A 17,663-nucleotide genomic window follows, 5' to 3' on the forward strand; every position below is an offset into this window, starting at 1 on the left:
TGAAAAGGATAGCAATCCGCTTGAATAAACGATGAAGGAACTAATTATATCACAATCAATCTCAGAGCGACCGGATAAGTCAACTGATCTCTATTTTACAGATATAAAAAAAATTCAAATGATCAGTGGCCAGGACGAAGTTGTTCTGGCGCACCGTATCAAAAATGGGGATGAAAAAGCAGTCATGCAGCTGGTTCGTTCCAACCTGCGGTTTGTGATTTCCGTAGCAAAACAATTTCAGCACCAGGGTGTCTCGCTTGGGGACCTGATCAACGAGGGAAACCTTGGGCTGATCACGGCCGCCAAAAAATTTGATGAAACCAAAGGGTGCAAGTTCATCTCCTACGCTGTCTGGTGGATCCGCCAGGCGATTATTTTTGCCATCGCCGAACAGTCCAGGATGATCCATATTCCATATAACTTTGTGACCCTGAAAAGCAAAGTAGGAAAAGCGGCGCAAAAGCTGGAACAACAGCTTTATCGCCTCCCTTCGTCCTATGAGATCTCCATATTTCTCAATGTGGAGGAAGAAAAAGTGCATGAACTGTACGCTTATGATCGAAAACAATTATATATCGATGCGCCCGTCAGCAGAAACACGGAAACGGCGTTATTGGATACCTTACCTTCCGGGGATTATCTGGCCGATCAGGTAACGATGGAGAGCTGCCTGAAAAAAACGCTCAGGGCAGCGCTCTGCGTATTAAATTCCAGAGACCGGAATATTATTCAGAGTTATTTTGGATTAAACTGTCCTTTTCCTGTGACATTGGAAGATATTGCTGCTCAGTTAGGCTTATCCACTGAACATACGAGACGGATCAAGGATTTCGCACTCGAAAAGCTAAAACGTTCATCATACGGACCTGCCTTAAAGCTGTATCTAACCTGATCCCTGGTTTTCACAACGGTAAAAAACATCAGGCTTCCGGAAAAATAAGTTATGGGTTTCAGCAATTGCCTGGCCGTATTTAAAACCGGTTATTTACCTGGCCCCGTTCTTTAAAGTCACCAGGAAGCCAAAACGTTGATTGTACGGTCTTTTAACAGGCCGTGCAACCAACGTTTTTAACGGGGAAAGATCGTTATGCGTATCCGGAAAAGCTCAGTTTGTCAGGTTCAATCGGATCCCCTGGCCGGACGTTCATCGTGGGATCCCGCTCAACAGGCCTGTAACCTTTGCCGGTCCGCCGTTACTTCACCGAAATGACAGCCGTTCCGGTATGAAATTGGTCCTGTTTTTTGAGTTCCGTCATACCTTTGATCATATTTTAAAACCCTTGCGACATACGTAAGCATTGAGTTCCTTTCCTGAGCTTCTCTTCCGGAAAAAAACGCATTTCAACCAATAATTAAAACACTGGTGATCTATCCGTCACTGCACTTCACACCAGGAAACAGCAAGCCGGCAGGCCTCGTTTACATGCCCGGCTGTTCCGGCATAAGCACTAACCGGATATAATTATCTCCGTTCAGGTATTTTTGCGCCATCGTTTTTATATCGCCGGTAGTCATTCCGGCGATTATATGCTGATACAGGGTAATCTCGTCAAGCGGTGCCGCGTTTTGAATTTGCGCGCTCAGATAACCGACCCAGAATCCGTTGGTCTGTACCTGTGTTTCGATGGTGCGGTGGTCTTCCGCCTTAAATTTATCGAGATTGATCTGAGCCGGGCCGCTTTTCCTGATTTTATCTATTTCGTCAAGCGTCGAGGAGATCAATTTTTCCACATTTTGAGGTGCGCAGCCGAAAGAGATATTCAGGTTAAAACGGGGAGCTGGGTATTTTACGCTTGCAACCTTAACGCCCGGCGAATACACGCCGCTTTCTTCTTCCCTTAACCTTTCATTCAGCCTGATAGCGATAACTTCCTTCAAGGCATCTAATTTGAGGTTATTCTCCATATCGTAATTAAAATCGCCGGAAAAAACCAGGTTAACGGTTGCGCGCTCCTCCGTTCCTTTATAAACGGTAGCGGTTATTTTTCCGGGAGGCGTGGTGATGTGAAGGTCCCTGGCCTGTTCTATCCTTCCATTCGAGGGCAGCGCTCCTAAATACCGCGCCAGCATGGGCCTGACAGAACCTGTATCAATGCTTCCTGTGATAACAAAAGTAAATCCGGAAGCATCCGCAAATCTTTCCCGGTATATTGCAAACGCCCGGTCTAAACTGATCTGATCGAGCTTTTTCTGACTCGGTCCGGTCCTGCGGGGATTATTGCTGCCGAGGATAGCGTTCACCGTATCCGCATAAACCTTTGACGGATCCTCTCCCCTGTTAACCAAGGCTGCTTTAGACCGCGCTATAATCCCCTGAAATTGCAGGGAGTCCTTTCGCGGAGCCGTGAAATAAGCCAAAATTAAACGAAGTGCGGATTCAAAATCAGCAACAGAACTCCCGCCGCTTACACCCTGGGTTCTTTCGTTGATAAAAGGCCGTACATTGATTTGCTTACCTGTTAAATACCGGTTCAGTTCCAAAGTATTGAAATTGCCGGCACCAAAAGATGGAATCAAGTTTGAGGCCGCGGCAGACTGGTATTCAGCGTCGCTGTACAAAGAAGTCCCCCCATCGGAGAACCCGCTGAAAAGGATCTGATCGTTCTTAAAGCTTGTTGGTTTGAGAATTACTTTGACGCCATTACTCAAAGTTAATCTGGTAATATGGAGTTTAAGGTCTTTTTCTTCCTTCACTATTTTTCCGGCGGCCGGCAGCGCACTTAACAATTGATCAGCACTTACAGTTTCCTGATATGCCGGCATGATTTCGCTTTCAGCCTCCCGGACCCATTTCTTAAAAACAGCCTGGGCTGGTACCAAAGCTTTATCTTTTGCCGGGGCGGTGATCAGAACGTCTGTATCGCTACCTTTTGCCTCCATTCCGGCCATCGCATATAAATCAGCCAGCTTGATTCCCGGCAATTCTTTTTGGAGCAATTCATATTCGGCGGCAATACCCGGAGCTGCGGTACCACTTAAAAAATACTGAAGGTATTCCTTCACCAGGCTCTCCGAGGGTGTTTTATCTTTTTCTTTTAACGCGGAGGCCATCCTGCTCATGAAATTGTTTTTTGCCCGGTCCAGCTCGGCTTGTGTGAATCCTGAACGCATCACCCGGGCCTGCTCTTTCCACGCTGCTTTAAACCCGGTTTCCAACTCACCCGGCTTCGCTGTAACGGAAACAGTGTAGCAGTCAAGCCCTCCCAAAAAGGGCTCAATCCCCGCGCTTCCGCGTAAAAAAGGTGGATTCGCCTGACGTTCCAACCCGGAGAAACGGTCCCTGACCATTGTGTTGAAAAGCTCCCTCACGAGGCTTTCCCTGTACTGGCTGGCAGTATGCAGCTGAAGTCCGATCTGCTTATGAATCACTTCGACCGTAGTGGACGTCTGCTCCGGGTCCGTCGCGACAATGAACTGGTTCTTTCCCGTGAGTTTGACCGCATACTTCGTCCGGCTTTGTTCCTTCACGGGGTTTTTCAAATCGCTGAACCTCACCTTAACCGCATTTTCCATGGCGTCAACATTGATGTCGCCGACAATAATGATGGCCTGCAGATCAGGGCGATACCATTCATTGTAAAAATCCCTCAGGGCTTCCGGCTTAAATGTGTTCAGGATCCCGTCGGTCCCGATAGGCAGACGCTGGGCATAACGGGAACCATTTGTCAATAAAGGAAAATAATAAGCCCTCATTCTTTCATCGGCACCTTTTCCCAACCTCTTCTCTTCCAAAACCACCCCGCGTTCCTTATCGATCTCGGCCGGGTCCAGTGTTGCGCCCTGTGCCCAGTCCCGCATAATTTGTAATCCGCGCCCGACTACTACCGGGTCATCGGCAGGCAGCGGCAACTGGTAAACCGTCTCGTCAAAACTGGTATAGGCGTTTAGGTCGGCCCCGAACCGTACACCTGATTTCTGCAGGTAATTAACCAGCTCATTTTTGGGATAATGAACGGTGCCATTGAAACTCATGTGTTCCGTAAAATGTGCAAACCCCCTTTGCTCCTCCGTTTCGAGAATAGATCCAACCTTGTTCGCCAGGTAAAATATGACCCGTTTTCCGGGGTTCTCATTGTGCCTGATATAATAGGTAAACCCATTGGGCAACCTGCCGGTACGCACCGCGGGGTCTAAGGGCAGGTCTTGCGCATGGGCGATACCGCATGCGCCTGCCAGGTAAAGCCAGGCGAAAATATTGCTGATTTTCATAAAATTCGTATCAGGAGGCTAGCGTTTAAATAATGAGGCCAGTTTTTTATTCAACTCATCCCCGCGCAGGTTTTTTCCAATGATTTTACCATTCGGGTCAATCAGGAAATTCTGGGGGATCGCTGTGACGTTGTACAATTTGGCAGCTTCGCTGTTCCAGAATTGTAAATCGGACACCTGGGTCCAGGTCAGGCCATCTGCTTTGATCGCCGCGAGCCAGTCGCTCTTTTTTCCGGGCCTGTCCAGTGAAACCCCTAATACGGTAAAATTTTGGTCTTTATATGCCTGGTAAGCTTTAACAACATTCGGGTTTTCATTTCTGCAGGGCATACACCAGGAAGCCCAGAAATCAAGTAATACATACTTACCTCTGAAACCCGCGAGGGAAACCGGCTGATCATTAACATCATTTAATGTAAAAACGGGCGCCGTTGCACCGATCTCTGTAGCATTTACCGCGGCAAGCGATTTCCCGAGTGATTTCCCGGCCATTGTATTCCTCACGCTCAGGGTAAGTCCGTTGTATAAGGGAAGCACCGTCGCCACATCGATATCCTGTCCGGCTAATTCCGTCAATGCCAGAAGGCTGATATAAGAATCAGGGTTTTGTTTAATAAATTCCCGCTGCAGTGTTTTCCGGTCTCCCATCAGCTTATCTGCCCGCGACTGCAGGTCCCTGATAAAATCCTGGTCCTGTTTTTTTTCCGCAGGGGCTGCAATATACTCGCTGTTAAGCCGGGCAATAGCTTTTTCAGGCACCGCAATAAACTGCTTGTACTTCAGGTTGTCATCATTGAGCCCGGAGCCGCTGATCAACGCTTTTTTTACCGAATCACCCGCAGTCATGTTGATCGTCCCCTTTTCCAGATAGAAGAGGGTAAAATCCGCGGTCCGGTTCAGCTTATTTAATCCGGCTCCCTGGTGATCCAGAATGAGCTGGGCGACCAGCGGATCGGTCAGCGTACCTTTGAATTCAAAATTGCCTTTGACTACAAGTGCCGAGTCCCTGATCACTTTTCCGTCTTGCTTGTAAACGAGGTATGCCTTTTCCGGCGCACTACCTTCCCCGATCTTCGCTTTCAATGTAAAATTGCTTTGGGCCAGCAAAGGGGCCGGCAAAAAAGCGAATGCCGCTAACCATACTTTTTTCATGATGTATCTTCTTATTTAATCTTATTGGTGTTTGTTAATTTTTCAGGGGAGGCATCGGATCGCTGAATTTCATTGATCAGATCGAGAATCCCCTCATTTTCAATGATGGTCATCCCATGCCTGTCTGCTGTGATCCCTTCTTTAAGCCGGTAGCTATATGTAGGCTTTGAAGCCTCCATAACCGTTGGGAGGTAGGCGAATTGGAAATTGGCACACCGGCTACGGAGCTCCTCTCCCACTTCGGTGATATGTGTTGAAATAATAAAAAAGCTATTCCTGTTTTCAGCAAAGGCTTCGCTGATGGCCAGTGTAGCATCGTAGGCATCTTTGACATTGGTGCCTTTGAAAAGCTCATCGAAAATCACCAACAATGTCCTTCCGGCAGCTACATCTTCAGCTACTTTTTTGACCCTGAGTATTTCCGCATAAAAATGGCTGTAGCCAAGCCCGATATTATCGGGGACATTGATCGATGAGTACAGCCCGTCTTTAACTGAAAATACCATTTCATCCGCGGCAACCGGAAATCCCATGTGCGCGAGGTAAAAGGCGATCCCCGCTGCTTTCATCAAGGTGGATTTACCCGCCATATTGGCCCCCGTCAGAAAGACCACGTTAGAACCGGTATCAGATGCCAGCTTATTACCTACTGCATTCCTGATCCCCGGGTGACGAAGTCCGCTGATATGCAGCCTGTTGCTTTCCGAGGGCAGCGCTTCTGGATAACAAAACCCATTTCTTGCTGCGACGGCCGCTACGGCAATGTATACATCCAGCCGGTAGATCAAACTTATCAATTCGGCCATTTGCGCGCTCAGAACGCCGCGGAGCAAACGGTCATACGTGATCAGTTTCGCCAGGGATATCTCCGGGGATATATTATCTTCTTCAATGGCCAACAACAGAGAGTTCCCCAGTATAGCCTTAAATGCCGACAGCGTCTGCGAAAACGGGCCTCCGTCATCGTCCATTCCCCAAATAAAACCCTGAAATTTCCGCAAAGCGGAGACTGTAACTGTCAACGCTTTTTTCAGTGAATCAAAGCTATCGTCTTTTGCTGCTGCCTGGAGTACCTTTTTAACCAGCAAGTTCTTTGAAACCGCCAGGATATTGCGGCTCCCGCCCGAATGAAGGTATTCTTCCATCATGGAAAACTCCTCCTCCTGCACCGGAAAAGAATAGCTCCGGGCAGTAAAGTATTCAAAAATCCCGCTGCGTTCATTAATCTGCGCTTCATTGGTCAAGGGGTTCCGGAACATTTCGTCCAGTAATTTTGCCCCCCCCGGAGTGATGGTTTCATCAAATATCCTGGCAACTGAATTATTTTTATGCCTGCCTGGTATGTTCAGGTCATCAAGCGTCTGTTTATCTGCAAAAGTATTCATGGCTGTTCAGCTTTTGTTTTAGCCTTTCCGAGAATTTCCAGGATGCGCTCATTGTTGATGATCACCATCCCGTGTCTGTCTGAGGTGATCCCGCTTTCTAATTTGTAGGTATATACGGGCCTGCTGCCATCCATTACCGTAGGCAGGTAAACGAAATTGATATTGCTGCAGCGTTCTTTAAGTATTTCTCCCGCCTCGATGATGTGCGTCGAGAGGATAAACGCACAATTTGGCCGTCTGGCAAAAGCGGCTGTCAGCGCAACCGTTCCTTCGCATGCGTCACGGACATTGGTGCCCCTGAAGAGCTCGTCGAAAATAACGAACAGGTTTCTACCGGCAGCGATTTCCTTCGCGATTTTTTTCACACGTAATACTTCAGCATAAAAATGGCTGTTTCCCGACGAAAGGTCATCTGGCAGGTTGATGGTCGTATAAATACCGTCGCGCAAAGCAAACTCCATCTTTAGCGCAGGCACCGGAAAGCCAAGGTGGGCCAGGTAAAGCGCTATGCCGATCGACTTCATGAAGGTAGATTTACCTGCCATATTAGCGCCGGTAAGAAATACGACAGACCCCTCTGGCCCGACACTTAATTTATTGGATACAGGATCGGGCACTTGCGGGTGGAACACACCTTCCAGCAGCAGGTTATTTTGATCTGCTGATAATAGAACGGGGAGTACGAAACGCTGTTCGGTCGCGACCCTGGCCACCGACCGGAAAACATCCAGCCGGTACACCCATTGCAATAAGTTATCAATTTCCTTACGAAATTCAAACCGGAGAAATTGATCTGCGTCCGAGATTTCCTCAAAAGAAAGTGATGACCTGAGCAATCCGGCCCGCAACGGGCCGGACACCGATCTGTCCAACGGACTTAATATTTTCCCCAATTCGCTTTTCAGCACCTCCGGCAGGGCGACTGTGGCTTCATCGGAAATCATTGCCAGGAGATCTTTTATTAAACCCAGGGTTGCCGAGACACCCGCTTTAATATTCCGGTGCCTTGTATCCCCGGCAATAAACGTATATAATTTCCTTTTCAGGCCGAAGGGTTCATCAGGCAACCGGTATCTTTCATCCGTTTCAGCCATATATTGCTCTATCGCGTCAAGTTCACTCCCATGAAAGGGGAAGGAAAAAGGAGCGGCCTGAAAAAATCCCAGCATTGCTATCCGGTAGCGGATAGCGTCCGGATCGTTAAGCGGGTTTAAAAAAACAGCTTCCAGCATCTCCGCCCCTCCACGGGTAGCTGTATGATTGAACATGGTGAATATAGAATTCCCACCCCGTTTACCGATGATATTCAGGTCGTCAAGCGTTTGTTTGTCTGTTTGGAACGCCATTTCTTATTTCCTTTTTCTGCGGATTAATAATACCGTGCCAGAGATCAGCATCAGGCCGGGTATGACAAACAGGTAAATAACCTTCATAAATTTCACCTGAATTGCGGATACCGTTATCAGGTTATCTACCGGTGGCAGGCGCCTGGTATACAGCGGAAATTCGTTGTGCGCAAACCAGCTGAAAACAGCATTCGCAAAATCATAGTTTGCTGTTCTGATATTCGCCTGGTTCAACTCGCCGTTACTCATAAAATCGGCATCGCTGGTAACGATAATACGCTGTTCCTTTTTGCCTATCTTCCTGGTGAGCGCGAGCGCCGTAGGATAAGCACCGGACTGATCGCCGGACTTCGGGTCAAAAGCGAGTGCTGCAGAATCAAGCACCAGTTTCCCGGTGCGGTTCCAGCTCTTCTTTTCAGGAGAAACGAGCAGGGTATCCACTGCAAAACCATTATTCTTATCAAATGCCAAACCGGAAACCGCAGGCATGGATACCGGGATATCGCCTTCATAATCATCTTTCAGCATCGGAGACAGGAGCGCACCGCCTTTTGTGATCTGCGCGGTCACCATATCCGGCGGAAAGTCTTTGCTCGGCTGCACAATGGTTCCTTCCATCAATCGTACGCCCAGCTGTTTTAAAACCTCATTGTTTAATGCTCTCTTGCTGCTTTCGGCCGCGATCATCAGGTTTCCGCCTGCATTGATATAGTTACGCAGCTTCTTCATGCTCACGCTGTCATAACCGGCTCTCCGGTCGGCAATAACAAGCACGGAGAGGTCCTGAGGGATTTCCTGGTCTTTCAGCGCGATGGAATCGATGCTGAAACCACGGTTGATCAGCGAAGACCTGTTTGTTCTTACATTGGTTAATACCTTGTAATCCTTGCTTCCAATTTTATCGATACTCCGTTCATAGCCATCGCTTGCGAACACGATCCTCGGCGGATTGGTCATCAGGCGTTTTAAAGCGGTCGCCACTTCAGTCTCTCCCGGCCAAAAATCGTTATCGTCAAAAACACGCAGGAAGGTTGACTGACCTTTATAGCTGAGCTGCATGACCAGCCGGTTGTGCTCATCCCGCAGGTCAGCCAATTGGTGAACCTCCATCGGGGATTTGAAACGTCCGGGGTCAATCTCCAGGAACCTGGCCTTTTTGTCAAAAATTTCCTTCAGGGATTTTCCCGTGTTCATACCCGTATTAAAGTAGGGGTCAGGAATGGCGTCGTAGTAGTAAACCCATTTTAACCGGATATTTGATTTGAACCGGAGGTAGGGTTCCCAACGGTCCAGTTCCCTGATCCGTTCCTCAGCCGCGGCCCTGCCGTATGTACCGTCAAGCAGGTTGACGTATTCGGTAACCTCAATAGGATCGGCACCGGTTTGCTTCAGCACCTCCTGTGTCTTCTGCTGAAGCGTATTACGTTTAGTGGCGGTGGCATCGTAGTAGCCGATAAATTGCTGCCTGGAGCTGAGGTAGGTCACAGAGATCCCTGAAATTATAATGAAAGCATAACCAGAGATCCTGGCTAACAAACTTCCGGCATCCCTTGCCATGCGGAGTTTAAAAATCGTGAAAGACAGAAAGATGTAAACGATCATCACGAAATAAATAACATCCCTGGTGGTCAGAAACCCTCCGAGCATCTTCACGGTCCTTCCCGGCATCGATAAACTGAAAGTCAAATCCCTCAAAAAATCTTTGTCCTGCCAGAGACTGCCGATATACGACAATAAAGCAAAAACCATAAACGTGGTGACGGCGGCCACGACCTGATAAGTGGTAAGACTGGACATAAAGAGCCCTATGGCAGCATAAGCACAAAGCAGTAAATAAATTCCCAGTAAGGCGGAGAGCAGCTGCATATAACCAAAATGATCAATAGATATCGCGCCACCGATAACAACCAGGGACAACAATCCTATCAGCACCAGATTATAATAGACCATAGCCAGGAATTTACCCAAGACGATCTGCGAGATCGTTAGTGGGGATGAATACAAGAGCTTGATGGTACCACTGCTTGTTTCCCTGCTGATCAGGCTCATGGTCACCAGCGGAATATACAGGTAAAGTGTAGAAAGCAGGTTACTGAAGATGCCCTGCCCATTTTTGGTAAACACGTTGCTGGTCAGGAAAGAGTAGGACATTTTATACCATTCCTGCGAGCGTTGCATACCTTCTATGGCCCCGGTAAAACCATAGGCCACCTGAAAAAACAGCGCGATCATAAGCAACCATGCTATTGGGGAATAAAAAAGCAGGCTCAGTTCCAGACGTGCTATTTGAAGAGTTTTTTTCATAGAAACTATTTGTTTTTATTTTGTTTACCGGATACTTTGGAGAGCTGCGCGAAGGTTTCATTAAGTGAATTTTTTTCTGCCATGATTTCGCTCAGCCGCCAGCCTGACCCCGCACTGGCCAGGACAATTTTTTCCGCTACGGTCTTATCTCCGTTAAAATAGATGCGGGCCTGCTTTTCGGTCAGGAAGTCGACGCGCGCGATACCGGGTATTTCCATCAGGCTGTCGGCTGCGGGGGCCTCTTCCATCGTGACCAGAAGACAATTGGGAGCGATATAGTTGTCGAATGCCTCCATGGTATCAGAAAAGACAATACGCCCGTTTTCAATCATCTTGATATCCTTGCAGAGATATTGCACTTCAGAAAGCATATGGGTAGAAAGGATAACGGCGTGCTCTTCAGCGATATCCCTGATCAGTGCTCTCACTTCGATAATCTGATTGGGGTCTAGACCGTTGGTAGGCTCATCAAGTACGACCAGGCTGGGGCGGTGAATGATGGCCTGCGCAATCCCAACCCTTTGTTTGTAACCGCCGGACAGGTTCCTGATCAATCGTTTACTGATATGGGAGAGGCCACAGCGGCTCTTCGCTTCATCAAGTGCGCCCGGAAGGTTCACCTTTTCAACAGACCTGATCATTGCGCAGTGCGTTAAATATTCATCTACCGTAAGATCGGTATATAACGGTGGCGTTTGTGGCAGAAAACCTATCAATTGTTTGGCTTTTTCCGGTTGTTTCCTGAGATCTATCCCGTTGATATATACATCGCCCTCGGTCTGGGTCAATACGCCGCAGAGAATGTTCATGGTTGTGGATTTTCCGGCTCCGTTAGAGCCCAGTAATCCGGTAATACCATTTTTAACGATTTCTATTTCGATGTCGCGGATGGCCCAATTGGAATTGTAACGGTGCGACAAACCCGTGATCCTGAGAATAGGTTCCTTATTTATAGTGGTCATAAGTCTGTGTTGTACCGTTTATTGCGGTACTGTAAAGTTGATGGTCTTAAAGATTTCGAGGAGGTAAGTGTATTTTTGCATGACAAGCGGATAGCTTTGATATGTTGTCACAAAATCGGAGGACGACAGTGTTAACACCGTGTCCAGGTAAGCCGATAAATCTTCTATGGCTCCGCGCACATCGTAATAAGTAGGCTGTTCGGTGCCGTCGTTCAGCAATCCATAGGTCGGTTTAGGTTTAAAAGGGATGAGCTGTCCGCTTGAAACCCTGCCAAAGGCTGTCTTGCCATAGTAAGCGCTGCTAACTGCATAAAATTTTGCGGTCAGGTTAGGGTCAGCATTGATCTTTGCCGTAAGGATCGTTTTCAGGATATCATTGCGGTATTTTTTTAGTTGTAAGGCATCCATGCTTTTGATTGCAGGTACGTAAGAGATAGCCACCGTATTAAAACCTAAATAGCTGCTTAGCGGCACCCTGACCAATGCCCCGCTGCCGGAAGGATCCGGCGTGAAAGTATAAACCGAATCGGTCAGCAGGATAGAGTATGGCCTTAGAGCCTTACTTAAGTTCGGTACGATCTGTGTTTTTACAAAATCAAGGCCGGCCAGAACATCAGCTTCATTGTGCATATACTTTGCCGTAACCATAGAGTCTATTGTAGTGAGATGGTAACTGAGGTTCAGCTTTTGCAAAGGTGTTTTACTAAGCGTATCACTATACAGTACCGGAAAGCCGGTTTCCTGATAGAACAGGTAAATCTGGTGATCTGCTGCGCTTTGTGGATTATCAAGCCTTGCAAATGGATCTGCGGTTACCGGAGATGCCTGAGGTATGCTTTCTTTTTTACAAGAACACCATACCATCAATGCGGCTATGAGATAAAAGAGGTATTTTTTCATTGTGTCGAATGCTGATTAGGATCGGTTAAAAAGTTCTGTTCTGACGTGCAGGGTTTTGCTTTAATGCCCCCTGGTTAAAAGTAATTGCATCCAGCGGTATGGGAACCAGGTAGTCCGGGTCACCCGGCTGGAGGACGAGACTGGCTTTCAAAAATGGACTTGCACCGTAACTGACGTCTGAATAATTATGAACGATTGTCGTTGTGAAGGGATATGCCGTGTTGACAGCATAACGTTTCAGATCGAACCAGCGATGGCCTTCAAAGCAAAGTTCCCTCCGGCGTTCGTCCCTGACGAAGCTGACCAACTGGGCTCCTGAATAATTTACGGGCACGAAAGTAGATGGATCAAAACGTGATTGACGCAGGGTATTAACTGCGGCATTCGCATCTGCCGTGCGCCCCAGCATGGAAGCAGCTTCCGCCTTGTTCAAATAGGCTTCAGCATTCCGGAGAAAATAGTTGTCCGAGAATATCTCTGTCGGAAACACGTTGTTAGCGCGTGAGCGGTACATTTTTGTATACCGAACCTTCCCGGCTGCATCGGTTTCAAAATACGCGGTACGGCGAAGGTCACTGGTTTCATAAAGGTTCATGAGCGCGGGGCTGGCCTGAAATGATTTGGTGAGCCCATCCCCCATCAGGTAAACCATGGCATTCCCCCCTTCATTAAAAATGGCCTCGGGGTTATCTCTTGAAAAAAAACTGGTCAATGGTTTATAATTGGTAAGGCTGGACAGGGTCGGCCTGCGTGCAATTACTTTATCCGCGGCGGTTATGGCTTCTTCCCATGACTGCATATAGAGGTAAATTCTGCTTTGCAACAGGTTCACAGCGTCGACATTGGCATAATAAATGGATGAAGGGGTTAGTCCTGTAAGGCATTTTTCAGAAGCGTCCAGATCAACGAGCATCTGCTGGTAGACACTGTCGACCGTAGAACGCGTGAAAAATTTATCCTCTACAAACTCCGTTGTTTTCAGGGGCACCCCCATATCCGTTTTAGCGGTTTGTTTATTATAAGCCTGGGCATAAGTGTTTACCAGGTAGAAATAATAATAAGCGCGCAGGAACAACGCCTCGCCCCTGATGCGCTTTAATTGTTCGGGGTTATCATGCAACTGCCCGGCCTGATAAATCATGATATTGGCAGCATTGATTGATTTGTAAACTTTCGGCCAGGTATCATCAACGTAGGGCAGAAATGTTTTGTCGACGCAGGGGTTGGATTGCCAGGTGTAAAACCCGAACACGTCGTCCCTGTTGTCGATATAATAGGGCGCGCTTACAAATTCGGTAATGTCGTCATCCATCGCGTTCAGCCATGGGAAATAAACCGCCGTACCGGATTCTTTAAATGAAGTGCTTGGTGGCGTGGTAAAATGTTTCATATAAACCTCGCCTTGCATCACTTCGTCCATTTTTTGCCAGGTGTCGGCATAGGCCAGGTCCTGCGATTGTTCCTCTAAAAATTTCTTGCACCCGGTTAGTGTAAATGCCATACACCAAATCCCGATATATATAAATGCTTTTCTCATGATCAATTCTTTTAAAATGAAACGTCCAGTGTGATTGAATAGGTAGATCTCGGTGACAATTGTGTATTATCGCCGAAGCCTGCCTGCTCCGGGTCCTGCCCCTCCAACTTTTTGCTTGCCCAGGTATGGACATTGGTAGCTGAAAACATGACCGAAGTCTGCTTGATCCGGAGGCGCCTGGTCAACGCATCGCTCAGGTTATATCTCAGATTAAGCGTTCTGAGTTTCAGGTAATTTCCACTTGCTACCCTGGCGTCTGAATTATCGTACATCTGCCAGATGTTGTCGGCATACTGATAACTTTGCCCTGTTGACCATAGGTTGAGCGTATTGGCATACGCGGCACCGCCGACTAAAGCAGGAATAATTGTATGGGCTTCATCACCCGGTTTGCGCCAGCGGTTTACAAAATCCAGGTTTACATTATTTTCAGGCAGTGGCGCAGAAACCGTAGATGAAACAATGCCGTTCACCGTGTTACTGTATAGTTTCTGAAGCCTGACTTTACTCCCAAGGCTGTAAGTCATATTAAAGCTGAACGAAAACTGTCTGTAACTGAACACGTTCAGAATTCCGCCCTGAACAGTAGGGACCCGGTTACCTGAAGGCACCATTACCTCTTTAACAACTTCATCTAAAGTCATACCCTTGTATTTATCAGCCATCGAGGGATCATTGTTCGCAAAGGTCGGGAGCCCTGTCAGGTGATCCAGTCCGGTAAAATGATAAGAGTAAAAGGTATTACTGGCTTTACCGTCAATGATCTGACTGCCGGTAAGGTAATTATTATAGACGTTAGCGTTAGACTCACCCACATTCTGGCTGTTAACGCTCCTGGCAAGCAGCTTATTGATTACCTGTCCTAATTGCGGATCAATTCGCCAGGTGAAGCCCCCTTTTTTACCATTGGGCCCCAGATTATTGATCGGCGTAAAGCTGAGCGTAACTTCAATACCCCTGTTTTTTACAGTTCCGGAGTTAACTACGTACGATGGAACGCCATTGATATCTGCTACTTCCTTGCTTAAAAAAGCATCACTCGTTGTTTTGTTAAAATAATTTACAGTTCCCTGTACCTTATTGTTGAAAAAACCAAAATCCAGGCCGATATTGACTTCCTTGTTCTTCTCCCATTTCAGGTTCGGATTCGGGTAATATGCGATATTGGAATAATAGGCTTGTGTTATGGGATCTACGGCCCCTTGTTTGATGATCAGGTTGGGCGTTTGATTATCAAGCATATTTCCCTGAAAACCGTAAGATGCTTTCAGGGCCAGCATATTTACTGACTCACTGTTTTTAAAAAAATCCTTATCGATATCCCATCGTCCGGATACAGACCAGGTAGGCAGGAATTTCTCTTTTGCACGGGAACCAAATTTATTGGAAAAGTCCGTCCGTGTATTAAAGTTCACGATATACTTATCGTTAATGGTATAGCTGCTTGAAAAATAAGCAGAGGCCAGGTTCGTCAGTTCATCCCTCACGATATCCATATCACTCAGGTTGGCCCATTGGGCATACGAGGGGTATTTTACCGGATCTATTGCGGCGTAGGTCTCACCACGATCAGGAAGGTACCCCCTCCTGTCTATATTGTAGCCCTTGTAGGTATTGGAAGAAATCTCCCCACCTAGGGTAACATTCAAATTATCCCTGGACGTGGCACCTATCGGGCGATCATAATTTAACTGGCCCCGCACCAAATAAGAATCATTACGCACCTGGTTCGATTTCAATTCCCCGCCAAAAGGCATTAAGCTGGTTGTGGGAGCGGGTGTTCCATATTCGCTTCTTCTGAGGCTGGCTGCATAGAACGTATTTTCCTCGTAAACTGTCTGGTCATTGCTATTGTTGTTGCCGTAAGAAAGCAGCACGGTTCCGTTCAGGTGTGAGCTTACTTTAACATTCAGGTCTGTCAGCAGGTTGATGCCTGAAGTGTTGATCAGGTCCCGGGAATGCTGCATCTCGTTTAAGATGTTAAATTTATAATAGCTCGCCGATGTGGCGCCCGCGCTAAATTTCTGATAGTAGCTTAAACTGCCGTCCTCATTGAAAGCAGGAACAGCACGACTGGTGTTATAAGCGTAAGAAAGTGCATTTACCGACCCGGCCACATAGTCGCTTTTTTGATTGTTGCCACGTAAGGTCATATCCCAGGTCAGGCGAGGTGTAAGGGAAGCGCTCAGCTTGACCAGGGCAGTAAACTGATCAGTTTTGTCCCCCCTGACAGTGCCGCGTTGTGTTGCAGCACCAACAGATGCGTAATAGGTCATTTTATTACTGCCACCCGAAACACTGATGTTGTTTTGCGTGGATATGGCATCTTTTAGTATAGTACCAAACCAATCCGTATTCATAGTTTCCATTTGACTGACCTGGGCCTGAAACTGGTCATACGTGATTTTGCCGGTGTAAAGGTTATTAAGCGCGCCTTCATAGCCTACATAGTTGATGTTACCGCTGTATTCCAGTCCGCTGTTGATAATATCTTTGGAATAATCCACCCGTTGGCGGGAGTTCATCAGGCGGATGTTGTTATCTGTATAGCGTGGCCTTTTGGTTAGTGTGGTTGATTGGTCGAAGTTGATAACCGGTTCGCCTATTTTCCCCTTTTTAGTGGTAATGACGATGACGCCGTTCGCCGCCCGTACACCATACAGCGCGGTGGCCGAAGCGTCTTTAAGTACGTCAATCTGATCGATATCATAGGGTTTAAGTCCCGAGATCGCGTTGCCAAGCCGGTTCACGAAATCCAGGTCATTGATCGTGGACGGGTCAATTCCTACCGGATCGTTCACCACAACCCCATCCACGACCCAGATCGGATCGCGGTTACCGAGAATAGTTGACGTACCCCGGACGCGGATTTTAGGGGATACGCCGATATCTCCGGAATTGTTCAACACAAATAAGCCTGGTATCCTGCCTTCGAGGGCCTGGTCAATTGTAAAGAAAGCCGGGTTGGTGATATCGGCGGCCTTAACAGATGTAATGGCGCTTGTCAGCTTCCTCCGCTCTATTTTTTGATAACCGTTAGTAACCACAACCTCATCGAGACTGGCTACTTTAATTTTCAACCTGACCGTTTTAGGTTCGCGTGTCGCCTGAATTTCTATTGGCTCATACCCGGTAAAAGAAATAACAAGTGTGGCTTTTTCCTCAACATCCAATAAGGTAAAATTGCCTTCTCCATTTGTCAGGACGCCCCGGCTTTTCCCTTTAACGATCACCGTGGCACCTGCAAGCGGGCTGCCGTCTTCGTTTACAACTTTCCCGGTCACCGTAATGACGGCAGGATCAGGAATCTTGGGTGCAGGAACACCTGGTGCCTTTTCCTTGATGATGACGGTCTTGTCATCGATAGTAAAAGTCATTCCTGTGCCGCTGATCAATGCTTTGATAACATCGCTCAACGGCGTGTCCCTAAAATCAATATCAATCAGCTGGCTTGTTTTAAACCGGGAGGTAAATACGATAACATCGTAGCCGGTTTGTTCACTGATTGCCTTGAACACTTTTTCCACTGAAACATTTTTTCCTTTCAGGGTGAGCTTCTGTCCAAATGTCGCGGCGCTGACCTGCATAAGCGCTGCAACCAGAATGAGAACGGTTAGCTTCATGATTAATAGTAATTTATGGGTATAGGCTGGAGGAGCCCACCAATTTCTGGTAGAATTTTTATACATTTACGGGTCTGGTTTAGGCTATATGAAAAGTTGTGAAGCACCTGCATACAGCCAATTAATAAAATATTGGTTACTCAATGTTTTAAACCTGATCAAAGGGCTTCGACCACGAATCGAGGTCCTTTTTTGGGTTTACGGGCCTGTCTAAAAGAAGGAGTCTTTTCTCATCGTTTGTTGCT

10 protein-coding genes are annotated in these 17,663 nt (G+C 47.3%); 1 reads left to right on the plus strand and 9 read right to left on the minus strand.

The window, feature by feature from the left end:
- Window positions 1-31 precede the first annotated feature (31 nt).
- Window positions 32-892 carry a sigma-70 family RNA polymerase sigma factor gene (locus tag EAH55_RS20250; RefSeq protein ID WP_121811261.1) on the plus strand — a complete coding sequence of 287 codons (861 nt, stop codon included), beginning with the start codon at window positions 32-34 and terminating at the stop codon, window positions 890-892.
- A gap of 527 nt (window positions 893-1,419) precedes the next feature.
- Here the strand turns inward: EAH55_RS20250 and EAH55_RS20255 are convergent.
- The 9 genes from EAH55_RS20255 to EAH55_RS20295 are packed head-to-tail and all read right to left on the minus strand — an operon-like array spanning window position 1,420 to window position 17,418.
- Window positions 1,420-4,209, minus strand: coding sequence for a M16 family metallopeptidase (locus EAH55_RS20255; RefSeq protein WP_121811262.1), 2,790 nt, complete (start codon window positions 4,207-4,209; stop codon window positions 1,420-1,422).
- A gap of 18 nt (window positions 4,210-4,227) precedes the next feature.
- Complete coding sequence (locus tag EAH55_RS20260) at window positions 4,228-5,361, minus strand: TlpA disulfide reductase family protein (protein WP_121811263.1); 1,134 nt, start codon at window positions 5,359-5,361, stop codon at window positions 4,228-4,230.
- A gap of 11 nt (window positions 5,362-5,372) precedes the next feature.
- Window positions 5,373-6,746, minus strand: a complete 1,374-nt coding sequence (locus tag EAH55_RS20265) for a MutS-related protein (protein WP_121811264.1) — start codon at window positions 6,744-6,746, stop codon at window positions 5,373-5,375.
- Window positions 6,743-8,092 (minus strand): MutS-related protein, encoded by a 1,350-nt coding sequence (locus tag EAH55_RS20270; protein WP_121811265.1) that lies wholly within the window; start codon window positions 8,090-8,092, stop codon window positions 6,743-6,745. The genes EAH55_RS20265 and EAH55_RS20270 overlap by 4 nt, the downstream gene beginning before the upstream one ends.
- A gap of 3 nt (window positions 8,093-8,095) precedes the next feature.
- Window positions 8,096-10,396, minus strand: a complete 2,301-nt coding sequence (locus EAH55_RS20275; protein ID WP_121811266.1) for a Gldg family protein — start codon at window positions 10,394-10,396, stop codon at window positions 8,096-8,098.
- 5 nt (window positions 10,397-10,401) lie between these two features.
- Window positions 10,402-11,358: an ABC transporter ATP-binding protein gene (locus EAH55_RS20280; RefSeq protein ID WP_121811267.1), complete on the minus strand. Its 957-nt coding sequence runs from the start codon at window positions 11,356-11,358 to the stop codon at window positions 10,402-10,404.
- Window positions 11,359-11,376: 18 nt separating this feature from the next.
- A complete protein-coding gene (locus tag EAH55_RS20285; RefSeq protein WP_121811268.1) occupies window positions 11,377-12,258 on the minus strand; it encodes a hypothetical protein in 882 nt (293 codons plus the stop codon).
- 25 nt (window positions 12,259-12,283) lie between these two features.
- On the minus strand, window positions 12,284-13,795 hold the full coding sequence (locus EAH55_RS20290; protein ID WP_121811269.1) for a RagB/SusD family nutrient uptake outer membrane protein: 1,512 nt from the start codon (window positions 13,793-13,795) through the stop codon (window positions 12,284-12,286).
- An 11-nt stretch (window positions 13,796-13,806) separates the two neighbouring features.
- Window positions 13,807-17,418, minus strand: coding sequence for a SusC/RagA family TonB-linked outer membrane protein (locus tag EAH55_RS20295; RefSeq protein WP_162996976.1), 3,612 nt, complete (start codon window positions 17,416-17,418; stop codon window positions 13,807-13,809).
- Window positions 17,419-17,663 lie beyond the last annotated feature (245 nt).

The sequence above is a fragment of the Mucilaginibacter kameinonensis genome, assembly GCF_003675385.1.
In the GTDB taxonomy this organism is placed as follows: domain Bacteria; phylum Bacteroidota; class Bacteroidia; order Sphingobacteriales; family Sphingobacteriaceae; genus Mucilaginibacter; species Mucilaginibacter kameinonensis.

Excerpts from the sequence above, each read along its gene's own strand:
- EAH55_RS20285 (WP_121811268.1), bottom strand. The coding sequence starts at position 12,258 with ATGAAAAAATACCTCTTTTATCTCATAGCCGCATTGATGGTATGGTGT.
- EAH55_RS20280 (WP_121811267.1), bottom strand. The coding sequence starts at position 11,358 with ATGACCACTATAAATAAGGAACCTATTCTCAGGATCACGGGTTTGTCG.
- EAH55_RS20270 (WP_121811265.1), bottom strand. The coding sequence starts at position 8,092 with ATGGCGTTCCAAACAGACAAACAAACGCTTGACGACCTGAATATCATC.
- EAH55_RS20255 (WP_121811262.1), bottom strand. The coding sequence starts at position 4,209 with ATGAAAATCAGCAATATTTTCGCCTGGCTTTACCTGGCAGGCGCATGC.
- EAH55_RS20295 (WP_162996976.1), bottom strand. The coding sequence starts at position 17,418 with ATGAAGCTAACCGTTCTCATTCTGGTTGCAGCGCTTATGCAGGTCAGC.
- EAH55_RS20275 (WP_121811266.1), bottom strand. The coding sequence starts at position 10,396 with ATGAAAAAAACTCTTCAAATAGCACGTCTGGAACTGAGCCTGCTTTTT.
- EAH55_RS20260 (WP_121811263.1), bottom strand. The coding sequence starts at position 5,361 with ATGAAAAAAGTATGGTTAGCGGCATTCGCTTTTTTGCCGGCCCCTTTG.
- EAH55_RS20250 (WP_121811261.1), top strand. The coding sequence starts at position 32 with ATGAAGGAACTAATTATATCACAATCAATCTCAGAGCGACCGGATAAG.
- EAH55_RS20290 (WP_121811269.1), bottom strand. The coding sequence starts at position 13,795 with ATGAGAAAAGCATTTATATATATCGGGATTTGGTGTATGGCATTTACA.
- EAH55_RS20265 (WP_121811264.1), bottom strand. The coding sequence starts at position 6,746 with ATGAATACTTTTGCAGATAAACAGACGCTTGATGACCTGAACATACCA.